This is a genomic window from Bordetella genomosp. 5 (assembly GCF_002261315.1).
In the GTDB taxonomy this organism is placed as follows: Bacteria; Pseudomonadota; Gammaproteobacteria; order Burkholderiales; family Burkholderiaceae_B; genus Bordetella.
The window spans coordinates 622,533-642,966 of sequence record NZ_NEVP01000006.1 but is presented as its reverse complement, the minus strand read 5'-3'; the positions used below and the strand labels follow the sequence as shown (position 1 = coordinate 642,966).

The 20,434-nt window shown below is 68.8% G+C and carries 17 protein-coding genes; 12 read left to right on the top strand and 5 right to left on the bottom strand.

Going from position 1 to position 20,434, the window contains the following annotated elements; translation table 11 throughout:
• Positions 1 to 29: 29 nt before the first annotated feature.
• Entirely contained in the window at positions 30 to 938 is a 909-nt protein-coding gene (locus CAL25_RS11680; RefSeq protein ID WP_094800113.1) for an NAD(P)-dependent oxidoreductase, read from the bottom strand.
• A gap of 149 nt (positions 939 to 1,087) precedes the next feature.
• Here CAL25_RS11680 and CAL25_RS11675 point away from each other — a divergent pair, with 149 nt between their 5' ends.
• Positions 1,088 to 1,996 carry a LysR substrate-binding domain-containing protein gene (locus CAL25_RS11675; protein ID WP_094800112.1) on the top strand — a complete coding sequence of 303 codons (909 nt, stop codon included), beginning with the start codon at positions 1,088 to 1,090 and terminating at the stop codon, positions 1,994 to 1,996.
• Positions 1,997 to 2,063: 67 nt separating this feature from the next.
• Here the strand turns inward: CAL25_RS11675 and CAL25_RS11670 are convergent, their stop codons facing one another.
• Entirely contained in the window at positions 2,064 to 2,840 is a 777-nt protein-coding gene (locus CAL25_RS11670) for a 2-keto-4-pentenoate hydratase (RefSeq protein ID WP_094800111.1), read from the bottom strand.
• 304 nt (positions 2,841 to 3,144) lie between these two features.
• Between CAL25_RS11670 and CAL25_RS11665 the strand changes: the two genes are divergently transcribed.
• On the top strand, positions 3,145 to 3,960 hold the full coding sequence (locus CAL25_RS11665) for a glucose 1-dehydrogenase (protein ID WP_094800110.1): 816 nt from the start codon (positions 3,145 to 3,147) through the stop codon (positions 3,958 to 3,960).
• Entirely contained in the window at positions 3,960 to 5,798 is a 1,839-nt protein-coding gene (locus CAL25_RS11660) for a glycoside hydrolase family 15 protein (protein WP_094800109.1), read from the top strand. The genes CAL25_RS11665 and CAL25_RS11660 overlap by 1 nt, the downstream gene beginning before the upstream one ends.
• A 6-nt stretch (positions 5,799 to 5,804) precedes the next feature.
• Here the strand turns inward: CAL25_RS11660 and CAL25_RS11655 are convergent, their stop codons facing one another.
• Positions 5,805 to 6,062: a hypothetical protein gene (locus CAL25_RS11655; protein ID WP_094800108.1), complete on the bottom strand. Its 258-nt coding sequence runs from the start codon at positions 6,060 to 6,062 to the stop codon at positions 5,805 to 5,807.
• Between the two features lie 372 nt (positions 6,063 to 6,434).
• Between CAL25_RS11655 and CAL25_RS11650 the strand changes: the two genes are divergently transcribed.
• Together CAL25_RS11650 and CAL25_RS11645 are read left to right on the top strand one after the other, a co-directional pair.
• On the top strand, positions 6,435 to 8,189 hold the full coding sequence (locus tag CAL25_RS11650; protein WP_094800280.1) for a VRR-NUC domain-containing protein: 1,755 nt from the start codon (positions 6,435 to 6,437) through the stop codon (positions 8,187 to 8,189).
• Positions 8,186 to 10,477, top strand: coding sequence for an ATP-dependent DNA helicase (locus CAL25_RS11645; protein WP_094800107.1), 2,292 nt, complete (start codon positions 8,186 to 8,188; stop codon positions 10,475 to 10,477). The genes CAL25_RS11650 and CAL25_RS11645 overlap by 4 nt, the downstream gene beginning before the upstream one ends.
• On the opposite strand, the gene CAL25_RS11640 is transcribed toward CAL25_RS11645, so the two are convergent.
• The gene (locus CAL25_RS11640; protein WP_094800106.1) at positions 10,474 to 11,334 is read right to left on the bottom strand and encodes a LysR family transcriptional regulator; all 861 of its coding nucleotides are present in this window, start codon (positions 11,332 to 11,334) and stop codon (positions 10,474 to 10,476) included. The two genes, CAL25_RS11645 and CAL25_RS11640, sit on opposite strands and share 4 nt — an antisense overlap.
• 206 nt (positions 11,335 to 11,540) lie before the next feature.
• On the opposite strand from CAL25_RS11640, the gene CAL25_RS11635 reads away from it, so the two are divergent.
• Entirely contained in the window at positions 11,541 to 12,914 is a 1,374-nt protein-coding gene (locus CAL25_RS11635; protein ID WP_094800105.1) for a DHA2 family efflux MFS transporter permease subunit, read from the top strand.
• 11 nt (positions 12,915 to 12,925) lie between these two features.
• On the opposite strand, the gene CAL25_RS11630 is transcribed toward CAL25_RS11635, so the two are convergent.
• Entirely contained in the window at positions 12,926 to 13,540 is a 615-nt protein-coding gene (locus CAL25_RS11630; protein WP_094800104.1) for a nucleotidyltransferase family protein, read from the bottom strand.
• Between the two features lie 123 nt (positions 13,541 to 13,663).
• Here CAL25_RS11630 and CAL25_RS11625 point away from each other — a divergent pair, with 123 nt between their 5' ends.
• The 6 genes from CAL25_RS11625 (at position 13,664) to CAL25_RS11600 (ending at position 20,424) form a co-directional block, all read left to right on the top strand.
• Positions 13,664 to 14,674, top strand: a complete 1,011-nt coding sequence (locus CAL25_RS11625; protein ID WP_094800103.1) for an XdhC family protein — start codon at positions 13,664 to 13,666, stop codon at positions 14,672 to 14,674.
• Positions 14,675 to 14,751: 77 nt separating this feature from the next.
• The gene (locus CAL25_RS11620) at positions 14,752 to 15,225 is read left to right on the top strand and encodes a MarR family winged helix-turn-helix transcriptional regulator (RefSeq protein ID WP_094800102.1); all 474 of its coding nucleotides are present in this window, start codon (positions 14,752 to 14,754) and stop codon (positions 15,223 to 15,225) included.
• A 324-nt stretch (positions 15,226 to 15,549) separates the two neighbouring features.
• Positions 15,550 to 16,755, top strand: coding sequence for an ABC transporter substrate-binding protein (locus CAL25_RS11615; protein ID WP_094800101.1), 1,206 nt, complete (start codon positions 15,550 to 15,552; stop codon positions 16,753 to 16,755).
• A gap of 122 nt (positions 16,756 to 16,877) precedes the next feature.
• A complete protein-coding gene (locus CAL25_RS11610; protein ID WP_094800100.1) occupies positions 16,878 to 18,833 on the top strand; it encodes an ABC transporter permease in 1,956 nt (651 codons plus the stop codon).
• Positions 18,830 to 19,606: an ABC transporter ATP-binding protein gene (locus tag CAL25_RS11605; protein WP_094800099.1), complete on the top strand. Its 777-nt coding sequence runs from the start codon at positions 18,830 to 18,832 to the stop codon at positions 19,604 to 19,606. The genes CAL25_RS11610 and CAL25_RS11605 overlap by 4 nt, the downstream gene beginning before the upstream one ends.
• Positions 19,603 to 20,424: an ABC transporter ATP-binding protein gene (locus CAL25_RS11600; RefSeq protein ID WP_094800098.1), complete on the top strand. Its 822-nt coding sequence runs from the start codon at positions 19,603 to 19,605 to the stop codon at positions 20,422 to 20,424. The genes CAL25_RS11605 and CAL25_RS11600 overlap by 4 nt, the downstream gene beginning before the upstream one ends.
• Positions 20,425 to 20,434: the final 10 nt, after the last annotated feature.

Below are 20,434 nucleotides of genomic sequence, written 5' to 3'. Positions count from 1 at the left end.
CGGTGCCGTCCGTCTTGCGTGGGCGTGCGTCAGGCCGGGGCGTTCTCGCTGGCCCGTTCGCGCAGATAGCGATAGATCTCGGTGTTGTCGGCGGTGGCGGGCAGTTGCTCGCGCGCCTCGCGCCACAGGCGCGTGCACAGCGCCAGCTGCTCGGTCTGGACGCCGGCCAGCGCCTGCAGGCTGTCGGCCGTGCCGAGGTCTTTGGCCATCAGGCCGAGCGCGAAGCCGCCGTTGAACGTGCCGGGCACGATGAACTGGCGCAGCTTGGTTTCGGTGGCCACGTTGCGCCCGCTGGAGGCGTTCAGCACTTCGGTGAAGATGCCGAGATCCAGGTCCATGCGTTCGGCGATGAGCAGGGCTTCCGACGCGGCGAGCAGCCCCGCCGCGTACACGTAATTGTTGAGCGCCTTCATGGCGTGGGCCGACGACACCGCGCCGGTATGGATGATGGTGGTGCCCATGTGCGCGAGCACCGGCCGCACGCGCTCGAGATCGGGCGTCGCGGCGCCCACCATGATCGCGAGCGTGCCGGTGGCGGCCTTGGCGACCGCGCCGGAGACGGGCGCGTCGATCAGGCCGATGCCGCGTTCAGCCAGCTGCGCGGCGAGCTGCCGGGTGTCGGCCGGATTGGAGGAGCCCATGTCGACGATGGTGGCGCCGCGCGCAAGGCGTTCGGCCAGGCCGCCCGGCCCCGCGATCACCGCGTTGGTGATCGTGCTGTTGGGCAGCATCGTGATGATGAGCTCGCGGTCGGCCAGCGCCGTCAGGTCGGAAGCCCGGTGCAGCGAACGCTGCCAGGCCGGATGGCGCGCCAGGCGTTCGAACGGCGCTTCGGCACGATCGTGCGCGAGGATGTCCAGGCCCTCGGCGCGGGCCAGATTTTCGAGCATGGGCAGGCCCATCATGCCCAGGCCCACGAATCCCAGTTTCAGCGTCATGCAGAATCCTTATCGAATCAACTTCGGACGGCCGGCTTGGCAGAGCCCGCCTGCGGAAAATCCTACCGAAAACCCGCGGATTAGCCTTATGCGCAGTTGGCCTGGGGGTATAACATTCGATTATCGGAAGAGTGCCGCCGGGAGGGGCGATGCGATTCAAGCTGCGACAGATGGAAGTGTTCCGGGCGGTGATGCTCACGGGCTCGATGAATGGCGCGGCCAAGCTGCTGTTCGTCTCGCAGCCCGCCGTGAGCCGCCTGATCGCGCATACCGAGCAATCGCTGGGGCTCGCGCTGTTCGAGCGCGATCGCGGCAAGCTCACGCCCACGGCCGAGGCGCTGCGGCTGTTCGAGGAAGTCGGACCGCTGTTCGACGAGGCGGTGCGCATCGACGAGCTGGCGCGCGACCTGGCGCTGCGCCCGGACGGCGCGCTCGCGCTGTGCTCGAGCCCCAGCCTCGCGCTGAACTTCGTGCCGACCGTGGTCGCGCGCTTTCTCGCGCAGTATCCGAACGTCCGGCTCAAGTACCACACCACCTTGCTGTCCGACATGGCGCACGAGCTGCTGGGCCGCAAGGCGGAGCTGGCGGTGTCCGTGCTGCCGATCGATCATCCCAATCTGGTCGTGGAGCCCTTCGCCACGGGGCAGATGGTCTGCATCATGCCGACCGGTCACGCGCTGACGTCGCGCCGGGCGGTCAGCCTCGCCGAGCTGGCCGCGTATCCGCTCGTGCTGTACAGCCGTTCGATTCCGTTCGGCCAGCTGGTGGCGGCGGCCTTTCAGCGCGCCGACGTGAGCTGGCACGCCACGGCCGACATCGTGCGCGCCGAGCTCGCCTGCGCGCTGGTGCGCGCGGGCGTCGGCGTGGCCATCGTGGATGAGTTTTCGGTCCAGCAGGCCGGTTGGCCCGGCATCGAAGTGCGGCCGCTGCAGGAGTCGATCCCGCTGCAACTCAGCCTGGTGCGCTCCGGCTTCGAGCGCCCGAGCCGTCATGTGCAGCGCTTCATGCGGCTCTTGAAGGACTACGCGCGGGCGCGCGAGTCGGGGGGCGTGCGCTGAGGGCCGTGGCTGCACGGCGCCCGTCACGCGGCGAGGTGGGGCGGCGCGCGTGCGCCGCCGGATCTCGTCAGCGCACGAAGCGCAGCGCCATCTCGCCCAGGTCGCCGAAGCCCACGCGCACGGCGCGGTTGGCGGGCACGTCGATGTAGCCGGCATACGAGCCGGTGATGACGTGCTGGCCGGCGCGCAGGCCCAGGCCTTGTGCGCGCAGGAACTCGGCCAGCCAATACAGGCCGGCGCGCGGTTCGTCGTTGGGGTGCACGCCGTCGTGATCTTCCTGCAGCGCGTCGTCCACATGCACCGTGATCGGCAGGCGCGCGGGCGCGTCCTGGTGGATCTCTGGCCCGAGCACGAGGCCCTGGTTGAACATGTGGTCGGCCAGCAGCTCGGGCAGGCTGGCGTGCTGCGGCGCGCTGTAGCGGCAGCCCAGCACTTCGAGCGCGAGCCGGCTGCGGCCGACCGCGGCGTCGACATCGGCACGGGTGTAGCGGGCGGCGCGTGGCGGCAGATCGCGCGCGAGTTCGAAGGCGATCTCCGGCTCGATGCGCACCAGCGCGTCGGCGGCCGGCGCGCTGCCGTGTTCACTCAGATGCACCGCCGGTGCGTAGATGGGGGCGACCGCGAACTTCTCCGGCGTGGGCACCGCGCTTTTCCAGGCGGCGATCGGCGCGCCCTGGGCCTGCTGCAGTTCGGCGGTGCGCATCTGTACGGCGAAGGCCTGCCCCAGGGTGGCGGGACGGCAGTGGTCGGGCAGGCGCGGGCCGGGCTCGCCGCGTTGCCGCGCGGCGAGCAGATAGTGCGCGGCCTCGTCGCAGCCGGGATAAGGTTCGATACGGACTTCCATGATGCAGACTCCAACATGCAACGGCCTGGTGGCGCTTCAGCGATGCGCGAGACCGGGCCGGCGGGAGCCATAGTGTATGTAAAGTCGAAAGGGCTCGTGTTCAGCCGATCGCAAGGTTTGACGCGCGCCGGCGGACGTTGCGCAGGGCTTTGGAAACCCCGCGCAGGGGCAAGCGCCATGCCTGGCGCGGCCTCGCGCGCAATGGTTGTCGCGCGGCGCGCGCCCCGCTAAGCTGTGTAAAAAAATAGGGGAGGCTGCCATTCGCCGGCGTGAACGCGCCGGCCGTTGTCCTAAGGAGACAGGCATGCCTTTGAAGGTGTTGGATGGGCGTTGTGCGATCGTGACCGGCGCATCGTCAGGGATCGGTCAGGCGGTCGCCGTGGCGCTGGCGCAGGCGGGCGCGCGGGTGGCCGTCAATCACAGCAGCGGTGGCGAGTCGGCCGCGCGTGCGCAGAAGGTGGTCGACGACATTGCGCGCGACGGCGGCACCGCGATGGCGGTGCAGGCGGACGTCAGCCGCGAAGACGAGGTCGCGCAGCTCTATGCGCAGACCGAGGCGGCCTTCGGGCCGCTCGACATTCTGGTCAACAACGCGGGCATCGAACAGCCTTCGCCGATCGAGCAGATGACGCTCGATCAATGGCGCCGCGTGATCGACGTCAATCTCACCGGTCAATTTCTGTGCGCGCGCGAGGCAGCACGCCACTTTCTGGCGCGCGAGGCGCCCGAGGGCGAACGACGCGCCCGCGGCACCATGATCTTCATGAGCTCGGTGCACGAGGTCATCCCGTGGGCGTTCCAGGCCAACTACGCGGCGTCGAAGGGCGGCATCAATCTGCTGATGCGCTCGCTCGCGCAGGAGCTGGCGCCGCGCCGCATCCGCGTGAACAGCATCGCGCCCGGTGCGATCCGGACGCCCATCAATCACGAAGCCTGGGACACGCCCGAGGCCCTGGCCGATCTGCTCAAACTGATTCCGTATGGCCGCATCGGCGAGCCCGATGACATCGGTCGCGCGGCCGTGTGGCTGGCGAGCGACGATTCGGATTACGTGACCGGCACCACCTTGTTCGTCGATGGCGGCATGACCTTATATCCCGAGTTCCGGGGGGCGGGCTGATGCGCAGTGCCAGCACCTACCCCAAGCCGATCGAGGATTACGGGCTGATCGGCAACATGCTGTCGGCGGCGCTCGTGGCGCGCGACGGCTCGATCGACTGGCTCTGCCTGCCGCATTTCGACTCGCCGGCCTGCTTCGCCGCGCTGCTGGGCGATGCCTCGCACGGCCGCTGGCGGCTGAGCGGCGCCGACCCCGAGGCCCGTGTCACGCGCAGCTATGTGCCCGACACCGCGGTGCTCGAGACGCGCATCGACACCAGCACCGGCACGGTCCTCGTGCATGACTTCATGCCGCTCTCGGAAGACGAGGAGAAGGTCGATCTGGTGCGCGTGGTGCGCGGCCTGCATGGCAGCGTCGAGATGAACATGGAGCTCGTGCTGCGCTTCAATTATGGTCAGGCCGTGCCGTGGGTCAGGCGGCGGGATTACGGCCTGAGTGCGATCGCCGGCCCCGACGCCGTGGAGCTGCACACGCCGGTCGCGCTCGACGGGCACGACATGATCAGCACCGCCGAATTCACGGTGCGGCAGGGCGAAGTCGTGCCGTTCACGCTCTCGTACCATCGCTCGCACAAGACGCCGCACTTCGTGGCCGATCGCCTGGAGAGCCTGGAACGCACGATCAGCTGGTGGCAACAATGGGCGCACCGTTGCCACTGGGAGGGGCCCGACGGCCCGCGCCGCCAGGCCGTGGTGCGTTCGCTCATCACGCTGAAGCTGCTGACGTTTTCGCCGACGGGCGGTATCGTCGCCGCGCCCACCACCTCCTTGCCCGAGCACGTGGGCGGCGAGCGCAACTGGGACTACCGCTATTGCTGGCTGCGGGATTCGGCGCTCACCCTCTATGCGCTGCTCAACGCCGGTTATCGCGAAGAGGCCGAGGCGTGGCGCCAGTGGCTGCTGCGCGCCACCGCCGGGCATCCCGATCAGTTGCACATCATGTACGGCATCGCGGGCGAGCGCTGGCTGCCGGAACACGATGTGCCCTGGCTGCCCGGTTACGCCGGCAGCAAGCCGGTGCGGGTGGGCAATGGCGCCTTCGGCCAGATCCAGCTCGACGTCTATGGCGAGCTGATCGAAACGCTGCACGCGGCACGGGCGGCCGGCCTGGCGCCGATGGCCGAGGCGTGGCGCCTGCAGAACGTGTTTCTCAAGCCCCTGGAGGAGATCTGGGATTCGCTCGACCACGGCATCTGGGAAGTGCGCGGGCCCAAGCAGGCCTTCACGCATTCGCGCCTGATGTGCTGGGTGGCGTTCGATCGCGCGATCAAGTCATGCGAACAGTTCGGTCTGGCCGGGCCGCTGGATCGCTGGCGCGCGCTGCGCGAGCGCATCCGCGACGACATCCTCACGCACGGCTACGACGCGCAGCGCAATACCTTCGTGCAGTATTACGGCGGGACGGCGCTCGATGCGAGCCTGCTGTTGATTCCGCAGGTGGGCTTTCTGCCGCCGGACGATGAGCGGGTGCACGGCACGATCCGCGCCATCGAGGAAGACCTGTTGCAGGGCGGGCTGCTGCGGCGCTACAGCATGGCCAAGACCGACGATGGCCTCGAAGGCGAGGAGGGCGCGTTTCTCGCGTGCAGCTTCTGGCTGGCCGATGCCTACGCGATGCAGGGGCGGCTGGAAGATGCCAATCGGCTGTTCGACAAGCTGCTCGGCCTGCGCAACGACCTCGGGCTGCTGGCCGAGGAGTACGACGTGGTGCACGGTCGCCTGGTCGGGAATTTCCCGCAGGGCTTCTCGCACATCGGATTGGTCAACACTGCCTACAACCTCAACCAGGCCGAGGGGCCGGCGAAGCAGCGCGCCAGCCGCGAAGCGCCGCAGGACTGAGCCGGCTCAGTGAAAACGCCAGCGGGCCGCGCTCTCCGGGGCGCGGCCGTCGGCCACGGCCTTGGCGCGCGCGGCTTCGACGCGCTCGTGCATCTCCGCCAGAAACGGCTCGATATGGAAAGAAATGCCGAGGTCTTCGGCCAGGCGCACCACGCGCGCGGCGGAGCCGATGGTGTTGCCATCGCACAGGCGTTCCACGCGTTCGCGCAGTTCCGTGTCGCCGGCGGTCATCGAGAGGAGTTTGCGGACGTTCTCTCTGCTCATGTCATTTCCTGATTTACCTGAGACCGGGCTGAAAGCTTACCCGCAAGCCTGCGTCGGCGGCGTGAAAATAACGCAGAAAAACAGGGCTTTTTGTGGCGTGTACGGCACACACGGAGGCGCTCGCGGCGGGCGACTCGCAGGTCGATTAATCGTTGCGTGCGCAAATGGCGCGATCTTGACGTGATCCGGCACTAAATTTCGGAAAACGCGTGTCAAGCCGGGCTCGGCGGGCGCACGAGGAGCACGAGCGTCCGGCCGCAGCGGCGGCAGGCCGGGTCGCGCGGCCAGGGCTGCTATGATGCTGGATGGATATCCAGTCAGGGGCCGGTGTGGCGCCCGCCATGGATGGATGCCCCGGATCCCGTTGCCCGCATGTTCGCCCCGCACCGTTACTACTATCTGCACAATTTCCAGCAGGCGCTGGACTGGCTGGCCGCGCGCTACGACGATCTGTTCGCGCCGGCCGAGCGGGCCTTCGTGCACGACTTCGCCCGCTTGCCGCAGGCCTCGCGCGCGCTCGCGGTGCGCCTGCTGATGCGCACGCGCCGTGTCTATCGGGCCGAGTGTCTGCACTACGAAGAAATCGGCTGCATCCCCACCGCGGCCGCGCCGTTGCTGGCCTTGGGCTGGTTGCAGGCCGATCCGGCGCTCGACTGGACCGAGTGGGCCGCGCTGCATACCAAAGACGAACTCGCGCGGCGCTATCCGCAGGCCGGCGCGCGCGCGTCGTGGCGCAAGGCGGAGCTGCTGGCCACGCTGCGCGAGCACCTGGGCGGCGCGGACGTACGAGCCTGCAGCGCGTGGGGCGCGGGGCCGGACGAGGCCATCTGGTCCGTCGAGATCGGCGCGCTCGCCGAGCGCCTGCGCCTGATGTTCTTCGGCAATCTGCATCAGAGCTGGTCGGAGTTCGTGCTCGCCGACCTCGGTGTTTTTCAGTATGAACCGGTGGCGCTCGACAGCCATACACGCGCCTTTCCGCATGCGCGCGCCATCGATACCTACCTGGCCCTGCACGCCGTACGCGAGCGTCTGGACAGCGCGACGCCCGATGAGGCGCCGGCCCTGCACGCGGAGATCGAAGCCTGCGCCAGCGAGGTGCCGTGGCTCGCGCGCCGCCAGGCCAAGGTGTGGTTCCGCCTGGGGCAGTGGTGCGAACGGGCAGGGGCCTGGGACGCCGCCGAGGCGGCCTATCGCGCGTCGCGCCATCCGGGCGCACGCCAGCGCCTGATACGCGTGATCGAGCGGCAGGCGCGTTATGAAGACGCGCATGCGCTCGCCCGCGACACCCTCTCCGCGCCCGGCAGCGAAGCCGAGCTGCAGCTGGTGGCGCGCATGTTGCCGCGGCTGGCCCGCCATGCCGGCCTGCCCGCGCCGGCGCCCACGCGACGCGCCACGATGGCGCCATTCGAGCTGGTGTTGCCGCGGCCGGAGCCGGCACGGCGTGTCGAGTTCGTGGTGCGCGATCACCTCGGCACCCGCGAAGCGCCGGCGTATTACGTCGAAAACGGCTTGATCAATTCGCTGTTCGGGCTGTTGTGCTGGCGCGCGATCTTCGAGCCGGTGTCCGGCGCGTTCTTCCATCCGTTTCAGCGCGGCCCGGCCGATCTGCACGATGCCGGCTTTCGCGCGCGCCGCGCGGCCGCCTTCGATGCCTGCCTGGGCGCACTGGCCGACGGCACGCACCGCGAGCGCATTCTCGCGTGCTACGAAGCCAAGGCCGGGGTGCAGTCGCCGTTCGTTTTCTGGGGCATGCTGAGCCGCGACCTGCTCGAAGCCGCGCTCGCGTGCATCGCACCCGAGCATCTCGCGCTGTGGTTCGCGCGCCTGCTCGACGACATCGAGACCAATCGTTCCGGCCTGCCGGATCTGGTGCGGTTCTGGCCCGCCGAGGCGCGCTACGAGCTGATCGAGGTGAAAGGCCCGGGCGACCGCCTGCAGGACAACCAGATGCGCTGGCTGGCCTATGCGGCGCGGCATGGCTTGCCGGTGCGGGTGTGTCATGTGCGCTGGGACGAAACGCTGGCGAGCGCGGAGGCGAGCGGCACGATCTCGCCCACCGCCGTGGCGCTGGTCGCCACCCCGCCGGACGCCACGCCACCAAACGAGCCTCTGCAGGAGGCCGCATGAATCTCGACGTGGCGGTGCGCACGCTGTGCGATTTCACCGCGCGCGCGGGCGATCTGGATTCCCGCTTCACGCCGGCGCCCACCGCGCTCGAAGGCATGGCGGGCCACGCCGTCATCGCGGCGCGGCGGGGAGCGGCGTTCGAACATGAGGTCCGGCTCAGCGCCACCCATGCCGGCCTGACGGTGCGCGGCCGCGCCGATGGCTTCGATGCCGAGGCCCGGCGCGTCGAAGAAGTGAAGACCTATCGCGGCGATCTGGCCAGCCTGCGGGCCAATCAGCGCGCCCTGCATCGAGCTCAGGCCCGGGTCTACGGTCATATGCTGTGCGAGTCGCGCGGGCTGGAGCGGATCACCGTCGCGGTGGTGTATTTCAATCTCGATACAGAGCTCGAGACGGCCGAGGCCGAGACCCTCACGGCCGCCGAGCTGCAGGCGGTGTTTGCCGATCTCTGCACCCGCTATGCCGAGTGGGCCGCGCGCGAACGGGCCCACCGGCTCGCCCGCGACGCGGCCTTCGAGTCTCTGGCGTTTCCGTACGGCACGATGCGGGCGGGGCAGCGTCAGCTCGCCGTGGCCGTGTATCGCGCGGCGCGCGACGGGCATCCGGTGATGGCGCAGGCGCCCACCGGGGTCGGCAAGACCCTCGGCACGCTGTTTCCGCTGCTCAAGGCCTGCGCGGCACAGGGTCTGGACAAGGTGTTTTTCCTGTCGGCCAAGGGGCCCGGTCATGCGCTCGCGCTCGATGCGCTGGCGCAACTGCGCGCGGGCCGCGACGCGCCCTTGCCGCTGCGCGTGGTCGAACTGGTGGCGCGCGACAAGGCCTGCGTGCATCCCGACCGCGCCTGTCACGGCGACGCGTGCCCGCGCGCCCGCGGCTTCTACGACCGGCTGCCGGGTGCGCGCGCGCAGGCCCTCGCGGCGCCCGACGCCACGCTGGACCGCGCCGCCGTGCGCGCGGCGGCCGACGCGCACGAGGTCTGTCCGTACTACCTGGCGCAGGAGCTCGCGCGCTGGGCCGATGTGGTCGTGGGCGACTACAACTACTGGTTCGATTCGAGCGCCATGTTGTATGCCCTGACGCAGGTGCATCAATGGCGCGTGGCCGTGGCGGTCGACGAGGCGCACAATCTGCTCGAGCGGGCCCGCCGCATGTACAGCGCGTCGCTGTCGATGGGCGCCGTGCGGGCGGCCCGCGGCCTGGCGCCGGCGGCGCTGCGCAAGCCGCTCGACGGCCTGCTGCGTTCGTGGCGCGCGGTGCTCAAGAAGCAGGAGGGCGATTACGCGGCGCACGAGATGGTGCCGGGCAATCTGCGCGAGGCGGTCCAGCGCGCAGCGACGGCCTTCGCCGATCACTACGCCAGCGGCCCCGCCGCGCCCGACGACCTGCTGCTGGGCCTGTACTTCGCGCTGCTGCAATTCGGCCGGCTGGCGGAAAGCTTCGGCAGTCATGCCCTGTTCGACATGACGCGCCACACGCGCGGCCTGGAGTACGGCAAGCCGGATTCGGACGCCTGCATCCGCAACGTCGTGCCGGCCCCGTACCTCGCGGCCCGTCACGCGGCGGCGCGCAGCACGGTGCTGTTTTCGGGCACGTTCAGTCCGGCCGGCTTCTATCTCGATACGCTGGGCCTGCCGCCCGCCACCACCTGGCTCGATGTGGAGGCGCCGTTTTCCGCCGAACAACTGCGCGTGCGTGTCGTGGGCGACGTGTCGACGCGCTGGCGCGACCGGGCCGGCTCGCTCGAGCCGATCGCCGATCTCATCGCCGCGCAGTATGCCGAGCAGCCGGGCAACTATCTCGGTTTTCTGAGCAGCTTCGATTATCTGGCGCAGGTCACGGCGCTGATGCGCCAGCGTCATCCGCAGGTGCCCGTGTGGGAGCAGTCGCCCGGCATGGACGAGGCCGCGCGCGCGGCATTCCTCGCGCGCTTCACCGAGTCGGGGCGGGGCGTGGGATTCGCCGTGCTGGGCGGCGCCTTTGCCGAGGGGGTCGACCTGCCGGGCCGCAGGCTCATCGGCGCCTTCGTCGCCACGCTGGGCCTGCCGCAGGTCAACCCGGTCAACGAGCAGATCATGGCCACGATGCGTGCGCGCTTCGGCGACGACGCGGCCTACGACTACACCTATCTCTATCCGGGCCTGCAGAAGGTGGTGCAGGCGGCCGGCCGCGTGATCCGCAGCGAGACCGATACCGGCACCGTGCATCTGATCGACGATCGCTTCCGCCGGCACAAGGTGCGCGCGCTCCTGCCGGGCTGGTGGCGCGTGACCGAGATGCGGGCGCGCTAGACCGTCGTCCAGTCGCCGCGCAATTCGCTGTCGATCAGGATCTGCAGCAGCGTTTCGGCGGGGCGGCTCAGGTGGGGCGCACCGACCGCCACGTAGTCCACGTCGGGCAGCGCGGGCAGGGCGGCGGCGTTCACCGGCGGCGCCAGTCCGCGGCCGGTCATGAACTGCGGCCTGACGGTCAGGCCCAGGCCGCCGCGCGCGGCCGCGCTGCTGCCGGCCAGTGAGCTGCTGGTACAGACGATGCGCCAGCTCGCGCCCGCGACGGCCAGCGCGTCGAGCACCACGGCGCGCGTGATGCTGGGCTCGGCGGCGAGCACCAGCGGCAGCGGCTGACGCAGATCGACCTCGGTGCCGGCCCGCGCGATCCATTGCAGATGGCTCGTGAAGAGCCGCGTGCCGCGCGCCTCGCCTTTGCGCCGCTTGCAGACCAGCAGATCGATGGCGCCGCCATCGAGCAGTTCGTGCAGCCGGCCGGTCATCGCGATGGTGATCTGCAGCTCCACGTCGGGGTGGGCGTTGCGAAAGGCCGCGAGGATCGCGGGCAGCGGGCCCAGCGCGATGTCGTCCGAGCAGCCCAGCCTGACGCGGCCGCGCAGCCGCGGCGAGCGGAACTGCGATTCGGCATGCGCCATGGCCTCGAGAATATGGCGGGCATGCGCCAGCATGGCCTCGCCGTCGGACGTGAGCGCAACGGCATGCGTGTCGCGCGTGAGCAGGCGACGCCCGACCGTTTCTTCGAGGCGCCGGATGTGTTCGCTGACGGTGGACTGGGTCAGCCCCAGCTCGCGGCCCGCCTGAGAAAAGCCCTGGACGGACGCGACGGTGGCGAAGGTATGAAGCCAGACGGGATTGAGCATGGGCAGGCGGGCCGTGCTTATCGAAAAAATCGATAGCAGTGAGCGCGCTGAGTGGGGTTCACGATAGGCACCAGCTTACTAGAATGCTTCCATCGTGTCCCGAACCAGGCCGGTCCGCCCCGGATGAAGCGATTTCATGCTGCGTGCGGCGGGCAGGCCGGCTTGTCGGGCACCTCCCGCAAAGCCCTGAAAGAAAAGCCGTTTTTATGCCGAAGTCATCCGCCCACACCGCCATGCTATGGACCGTAGCCGGCGGTTTTTTCATGCAGGCGCTCGATACCACCATCGTCAACACCGCCCTGCCTTCGATTGCCCGCAGTCTGGGCGTGTCGGCGCTCGAGATGCATCCGGTGGTGGTCGCCTACACCCTCACGATGGCGCTGCTGACCCCCGCGTCGGGTTGGCTCTCCGACCGTTTCGGATCGCGCCGCGTCTACTTCGTGTCCATCCTGCTGTTCGTGCTCGGCTCGATCTTCTGTGCCGCCGCGCAGTCGCTGCCGCAACTGGTGGCCGCGCGCGTGGTGCAGGGCGTGGGCGGCGCGATGCTGCTGCCGGTGGGGCGTCTGGCGGTGTTGCGCACGGTGCGCGGCGAGGCCTACGTGGCGGCGCTCGCGATGATCTCGATCGCAGGGCAGGTGGGTCCGATTCTGGGGCCCACACTGGGCGGCTGGTTCGTGCAGTCGATGACCTGGCACGCCATCTTCCTGATCAACGTGCCGGTCGGCATCCTCGGTCTGATCGGCGTCTGGAAGTTCATGCCCGACGACAGCCTGCCCGAAGCCCCGCGCTTCGACTGGGTGGGCGGCGGTCTGCTGTCGCTCTGCATGGTGTCGTTCTCGCTGGCCCTCGAGAGCCCGGTCCAGTCGAATCGCCTGCTGGTCTCGGGCACGCTGGTCGCCGTCAGCATCCTCGCGGTGTGCGCCTACGTGGCGCATGCCCGCCGCCGCCCCGATCCGCTGTTCCGCCTGAGTCTGTTCCAGACGCCCAACTTCAGCGTGGGCCTGCTCGGCAACCTGGTCTGTCGCGTGGGCTCGAGCGCGGTGCCATTTCTGCTGCCGCTCTTGATGCAGCTGCAGCTGGGCTACAGCCCGCTGCATTCGGGCCTGATGCTGTTGCCGGCGGCAATCGCGGGCACCTTCGCCAAGGGCTGGATCGCGCCGCTGCTGCGCCGCCACGGCTACAGCGCGTTCCTGGTCTGGAACACGGTGATCGTCGGTGCATCGATCGTGGCCTTCGCCACGTTCTCGGCCGTGACGCCGCTGTGGATCGAGATCCTGGTGATGTGTGTGTTCGGCGCCAGCAACTCGATGCAGTTCGCCGCCATGAACGGCGTCACGCTCAAGGAGCTCTCGCCGCGCGACGCGGGCAGCGGCAACAGTCTGTTTTCGATGGTGCAGATGCTGGCCATGGGCCTGGGCGTGTCGATCGGCGGCGGCCTCGTGTCGCTCTTTGCCGCCGGCGGCGACGCGGGCCACGCCTTCCGCATCGCGTTCGTGGTGGTCGGGATGGTCACGCTGGCCTCGGCCCTGGTGTTCCGCCGCATCGATGTGCCGGGCGCGCCGCAGCCCCAGCCCGCCTGAGCGCGGGCCGCTCAGCCCAGATCGGTGGGCAGGTCCACGTCGCGCAGCACGCCGGGATCGTCGACCTCGATCTCATGCGCGCGGTGGCGCGCCAGCACGCCACGGGCGCCGGTATCGCCGCTCAGCGCGGCAAGCTCCGGCCACAGCGTCCTGGCGAAGCGCACCGGATGGCCTCGGCGTCCGGCATGAACGGGCGCGACGATGAGGTGGGCCGCGTCGGCGCGGGCCACGCTCAGCAGGGTCTGCGGCGCGATCCAGGGCATGTCCGCGAGCGCGACCACGGCGTGGCTCGCCTGCGGCGCATGGGCCAGCAGCCACGCCGCCGCCGCGGCCAATGTGGCGCTCATGCCGGCTTCGACCGGCGGCGCCGCGGCGACGGTGCAGCCCGACGCGGCCAACTGAGCCGACAGCAGCGCGTCGTCGGCGGCCACCATCGCCAACACCTGCCCGGTGGCCTCGCGCAGGCGCAGGGCGCTCTGCACGGCGACCGTCTGCCCGCTGGGCAGCGGGGCCTGCAATTTATGGGTGGCCCCGCCGGCCTGGCGATAGCGCGAGCCCGCACCGGCGGCAAGCAGTATGCCAACACAGGCGGAGAGGTCTGGGGTATACACAGGGTTGGAAGGCATGGCGTGCCGGATCGCGGGGCAGGGGCTTCAGTATAGAGAGGCGGCGCGGGCGCGCGGCTTGCTCATGCGGGTCTTGCCTGCCTCTGGCCTGCCTTTCGCCTGGTTATTTACTGCTGATCGCTCATGAATGCTCTCGACCTCGATGTATTGCGTCACGCCCGTGACTGGCTCGCCGCCGGCCACACGGTGCATCTCCTCACCGTTGCGCAGACCTGGGGCTCCGCGCCGCGCCAGGCGGGCGCCACGCTGGTGGTGCGCGGCGATGGCGTGGCCTGTGGCTCGGTGTCGGGCGGATGCATCGAAGACGATGTGATGCAGCGCGCGCGCGAGGGCCGCCTGCCGGCGGTGCCGGAGCGTCTGACCTACGGCGTCACGAGCGACGAGGCCGCGCAGTTCGGCTTGCCGTGCGGCGGCACCTTGCGGCTGGTGGTCGAACCGCTCGCCGACGGCGCGTGGATCGAGCACGTGCTCGCGGAGGTGGCCGAGCATCGACTCGTGCGGCGCACGCTGGACCTGCGCACCGGCGCGATGACGCTGGCGCCGGCCGAGCCGATCGACGGTCCCGATTTCGACGGCACGGTGCTGCGCGCGGTGTATGGGCCGCGCTGGCGCCTGCTCATCATCGGCGCCAATGCCACGGCGCAGGTGCTCGCGCCCCTGGCAGCGACGCTGGATTTCGATGTGCTGGTCTGTGATCCGCGGCCCGAGGCGCGCGCCGTCTGGCACTGCGACGCGGCGCGCTATGTCGACGGCATGCCGGACGACGCGGTGCTCGAGATCGGCACCGACGCGCGCACGGCCATCGTGGCGGTCACCCACGATCCCAAGCTGGACGACATGGCGTTGATGGAGGCGCTGCGCTCGCCCGCGTTCTATGTGGGCGCGTTGGGCTCGCGTGGCAATCAGGCCAAGCGCCGCGAACGCCTGCGCCTGCTCGATCTCACCGATCCCCAGATCGCGCGGCTGCACGGTCCGATCGGCCTCGATATCGCGAGCCGCACCCCGGCCGAGATCGCGGTGGCGATCGCCGCCGAGCTGGTCTGGGTGCGCAACACGCTCGGCGCCGAACGCCTGCCGGCGGCGGGCGGGCAGGGCCGCGAGACCCTGACGGCGGGGCGTAAAGCCTGCGACTGACGCGGAGGGGGTCGGTATACTGCGGCCATGTATCGCGCCCATCGTTCCGATGCCCCCATCCCCGCAGGCACAGGCTCATCGTGAAAGACCCGAAGCAACCCTATCAATTCTCGGAGCAGGTCGGCCACCTGCTGCGCCGCGCCTATCAGCGCCATGTGGCGCTCTTCCAGCAAACCATTCCCGATTCGCAGCTGACGGCGGCGCAGTTCGTCGTGCTGTGCGCCGTGCGCGACCAGGGGGCGTGCTCGCTGATCGAGATCGTCAAGCACACGGCCATCGATCAGGCGACGGTGCGGGGCGTGATCGATCGCCTCAAGACCCGCGAACTCATCACGGTCTCGCATGATCCGGCGGATCGCCGCAAGGTGCTGGTCTCGCTGACCGAGGCCGGCGCGGCGCTGGTGGGCGAAATGGTGCCGTTCGCGCGCGACATCACCGAGGCGACGTTCGGCGAGCTGAACCCCGCCGAACGGGTGGCGGTGGTGTATCTGCTGCGCAAGATGTGTGAGTTCGACGATGCCGACGCCGAGGCGACTACGGGAAAGTCCTAGGTCAATTCAAGCGAGGACGCTCGATATTCTGAGCCGGCCCAGAGGGCCGTCCGCCACGTGAATCGAGCTCATGCGCGCACTTCTGGTGCCTGGAGTGGTGCGTTAATGCACTGATTTTGTGACGTTATTCGGGTATTCCCTGGGGGTTTTGGAATATCCATTTTTAAATTGTGGTTATACCGTGCGGGTGCGCGGTTTGCGTGCAGAATTCGAGTGTGTACGCTTTAAAAAGAATGCGAGTCCGACGAGGCTCGCCGAGGTTCCACGAATTCGCATGGCAGGACTCACCCGCAGTGACCATCATCGACTATGCAAGGGGAAAACATGAACGGTCGCATTCGCTATACCCAGTGGCTCGGCGCGGCATGCGCGGCGCTGGTTTCCGCTTCCGCCTGGGCGCAGGGCACCATCAAGATCGGCGAGATCAATAGCTACAAGGCGCAGCCCGCGTTTCTCGAGCCGTACAAGAAGGGCATGCAGCTCGCGCTCGACGAGGTCAACGCCGCCGGCGGCGTGAACGGCAAGAAGCTCGAGCTCGTGATCCGCGACGACAACGCCAACCCGGGCGACGCCGTGCGCGCGGCCGAAGAGCTGATCTCGCGCGAACGCGTCGACATGCTGACGGGCTCGTTCCTGTCGCACATCGGCCTGGCCCTCACCGACTACGCCAAGCAGAAGAAGGTGTTCTTCCTGGCGAGCGAGCCGCTCACCGACAAGATCGTCTGGCAGGATGGCAACCGCTACACGTATCGCCTGCGCACCTCGACCTATATGCAGGTGGCGATGCTGGTGCCCGAGGCGGTCAAGCTCAACAAGAAGCGCTGGGCCATCGTGTATCCCAATTACGAGTACGGCCAGTCGGCGGTCTCGACCTTCAAGACGCTGATGAAGGCGGCGCAACCCGACGTCGAGTTCGTGACCGAGCAGGCCGCGCCGCTCGGCAAGGTCGATGCCGGCAGCGTGGTGCAGGCGCTGGCCGATTCCAAGCCCGACGCCATCTTCAACGTGCTGTTCGCGGCCGACGTGACCAAATTCGTGCGCGAAGGCAATACCCGCGGCCTATTCAAGAGCACGCCGGTGGTGAGCGTCTTGACCGGCGAGCCGGAGTATCTCGACACCTTCCGCGACGAGACCCCCGAAGGCTGGATCGTCACGGGCTACCCGTGGCAGTTCATCGACACGCCCGAGCATCAGGCCTTCCTGAAGGCGTACCAGGGCAAGTTCAACGACTACCCGCGCCTGGGCTCGGTGGTGGGCTACAGCGCGATCAAGTCGCTCGCCGAGGGCATCAAGAAGGCCGGCTCGACCGATACCGAGGCGATGATCAAGGCCTTCTCGGGCCTCAAGCTCACGATCCCGTTCGGCGACATCGAGTACCGCGCCATCGACAATCAGTCGACCATGGGCGCGTATGTCGGCAAGCTGGGCTCCAAGGATGGCAAGGGCATCATGACCGACATCCGCTACGTGGATGGCGCCAAGGCCCAGCCCAGCGACGACGAAGTCCGCAAGCTGCGCCGGGCGCAGTGAGTCTGGCCGGCCCGCCGCGCGGGCCGGATCTGCTGCTTGCATGAGCCGCGCTCGATCGCGGTCATGGCGGCGCGCCCGGTGCTCTCCGGCCGCGGCGCGCGTTCATCACAGGTGTCGGTGTCATGGATCTCACGGGTTTTCTGGCGCAGTTGCTCAACGGCCTGGCCGAAGCGTCGTCGTTGTTTCTGGTCGCGGCGGGTCTGTCGCTGATCTTCGGCGTAACGCGCATCGTCAATTTCGCCCACGGGTCGCTCTATATGCTGGGCGTCTATGTGGCGTATTCGGTGGTCGAGCGGGTGGGGGGCACCGCGCTCGGCTTCTGGTTCGGCCTGATGGCGTCGGCGCTGGCCGTGGGCGCGATCGGCGCGGCCATCGAGGTGGTGCTGCTGCGGCGCATCTACAAGGCGCCCGAGCTGTTCCAGCTGCTCGCCACCTTCGCCCTGGTGCTGGTGATCAACGACGCGGCACTCTGGATCTGGGGCGCCGAAGACCTGTTGGGCCGGCGTGCCCCGGGCCTCACGGGCGCCATCAGCCTGTTCGGCCGGCAATACCCCGTCTATAACCTCGTGCTGATCGTGATCGGGCCGGTGGTGCTGGGGCTGCTCTGGCTCATGCTCACTCGCACGCGCTGGGGCACGCTGGTGCGTGCCGCCACGCAAGACCGCGAGATGCTCGGCGCGCTGGGCGTGAACCAGGCCTGGCTCTTCACCGGCGTGTTCGCGCTCGGCGCGATGCTGGCGGGCCTCGGCGGCGCGCTGCAATTGCCACGCGAACCGGCCAGTCTGGGGCTCGATCTGCGCGTCATCGGCGATGCCTTCGTCATCGTGGTGGTGGGCGGCATGGGCTCGATTCCGGGGGCCTATGTCGCGGCGCTGATCGTGGCCGAGATCAAGGCCTTGTGCATCTTCATCGGCACGGTGTCGATCTTCGGCATCACCATTTCGTTCTCCAAGCTCACGCTGGTGGTCGAGTTCCTCTTCATGGCGCTGGTGCTGGTGTTCCGGCCGTGGGGCCTGTTCGGACGGCCGCAGGGCGCGAGCCGCAACTCCGCGCCGGTCGAGGCGCCGCTGCGGCCCGCGGGCCGCGGTCTGCGCGGCTGGGCCGTGGCGCTGCTGATCGCGCTGGCGGTATTGCCGCTGCTGGACCACGTGCTGCCCTATGCCGTGGTGCTCACGCAAGACATCCTGATCGCCGTGCTGTTTGCCGTGAGCCTGCATTTCCTGATGGGGCCGGGCGGCATGCATTCCTTCGGGCACGCGGCGTATTTCGGGCTGGGCGCCTATGGCGCGGCGCTGCTGCTGAAGGCCGCGTCCCTGCCCATGGAGGCCGCGCTGCTGTTCGCGCCGCTCGCCGCAGGGCTGGGGGCGCTGGTGTTCGGCTGGTTTTGCGTGCGGCTCTCCGGCGTGTATCTGGCCATGCTCACGCTCGCGTTTTCGCAGATCGTGTGGTCGGTCGTGTTCCAGTGGGACGACTTCACCGGTGGCTCGAACGGCATCATCGGCGTCTGGCCGGCCGAATGGCTGTCGGGCAACGCGTTCTATTACGCGGCGCTGGTGCTGGTGGCGCTGGCGGTCGTGGCGATCCGGCGCGTGCTGTTTTCTCCATTCGGCTATGCCTTGCGTGCCGGCCGCGATTCGGCCCTGCGCGCGGATGCGATCGGTATCGACGTCAAGCGCGTGCAATGGATGGCCTTCGTGATGTCGGGGCTCTTCGCCGGGCTGGCCGGGGCGCTGTTCGTGTTCTCGAAGGGCAGCATTTCGCCGGATGCGATGGCGGTGAGCAAGTCCGTCGATGGTCTGGTGATGGTGCTGCTCGGCGGCATCCAGACCCTGGTCGGTCCGATCGTGGGCGCGGCGACCTTCAATCTGCTGCAAGACTACGTGATGCGCGCCACCGAATACTGGCGTGCGCTCTTTGGCGGCGTGATCCTGCTGCTGGTGCTGGTGTTCCCGCAAGGCATCGCGGGCTTCTGCCGCCAGGTGGCGCAGGCGTGGGACGCGCGCCGTGCCCCGCGCGGCGATTCGGGCAAGGGCAAGGGCGGCGCGTTCGTCGGTGGTCCGCGGGAGAAGCAGGCATGAGTCTTTTGCAAGTCAGAAACCTGAGCAAGGCCTTCGGCGGCGTCAAGGCCGTGGACGACATCAGCTTCGATCTGGCCGCCGGCGAGCTGCTGGCACTGATCGGGCCGAACGGCGCCGGCAAGTCGACCACCTTCAATATGGTGGGCGGCCAATTGCCCGCCACCGCCGGTTCGGTGCGCCTGGGCGGCCATGAGCTCGTGGGCATGAAGCCGCGCGACATCTGGCGGCTGGGCGTGGGCCGCACCTTCCAGATCGCGGCCACGTTCGCCTCGTTGACGGTGGTCGAGAATGTGCAGATGGCGTTGCTGTCGCATCATCGCCGCGTGTTTTCGATCGGCAGCAGCGCCGGGCGGCAGTATCGCGACGAGGCGCTCGACCTGCTGGCGCAGGTGGGCATGCGCGACCAGGCCGAGCGGCCGTGCAGCGAGCTGGCCTACGGCGACGTCAAACGCGTCGAGCTGGCGATGGGTCTGGCCAACGATCCCAAGCTGCTGCTGATGGACGAGCCCACGGCCGGCATGGCGCCGAAGGAGCGCAACGAACTGATGGCGCTGACCAAGCAGCTGGTGGTCGATCGCGGCATGGCCGTGCTCTTTACCGAACACAGCATGGATGTGGTGTTCGCCTATGCCGATCGCATGATCGTACTGGCGCGCGGCCGGCTGATCGCCGAGGGCGGTGCCCAGGAGATCCGCAATCATCCCAAGGTGCAGGAAGTGTATTTCGGCACCGGCAAGACCTTCGAGAAAACCGCCGCAGGAGCCGCCGCATGAGTGCCGTCGCCGAATCCCCGCAAGCCGTGTCCGCGCCCGTGGCAGGGGCGGTCGCCACCGCGGCGGTCGATACCGCGGCGGTCGCCACCGCGGCCGAACCGCTGCTGTCCGTGCGTGGTCTGAACGCCTGGTACGGCGCCGCCCACATCCTGTTCGACGTCGATCTCGACGTGCGCCGTGGCGAGGTCGTCGCGCTCATGGGCCGCAACGGGGCGGGCAAGTCCACCTCGTTCAAGGCCATCATGGGCCTGCTGGCGCGCCGGCGCGGCGAGGTCACGTTCATGGGCCGCGACATCGCCGGCCTGCAGCCTTACGAAATCGCGCGGCTCGGGCTGGGCTTCGTGCCCGAAGACCGCCGCATCTTCACCGACCTGAGCGTGACCGAAAACCTCGAGGTCGGGCGGCAACCGCCGCGCACCTGGCCCGACGGCTCGCCCGCGCGGCACTGGCAGCCCGAGGCGCTTTACACGCTGTTCCCGAACCTCGGCGCGATGCAGGACCGGCCGGGCGGGCAGATGAGCGGGGGCGAGCAGCAAATGCTGACCGTCGCGCGCACGCTGATGGGCAATCCGTTCCTGGTGCTGCTCGACGAGCCGTCCGAGGGGGTGGCGCCGGTGATCGTGGAGCAGATGGCGCAGATGATTCTGGAGCTCAAGGCGCAGGGCGCGAGCATTCTGCTGTCCGAGCAGAACGTGCACTTCGCCGAGCTCGTGTCCGACCGCGTCTATGTGCTCGAGAAAGGCCAGATCCGGTACACCGGCTCCATGGCCGAGCTCGCCGACAACGAACAGGTCCGGCGCGCCTACCTCACGGTCTGAGGTTACGATG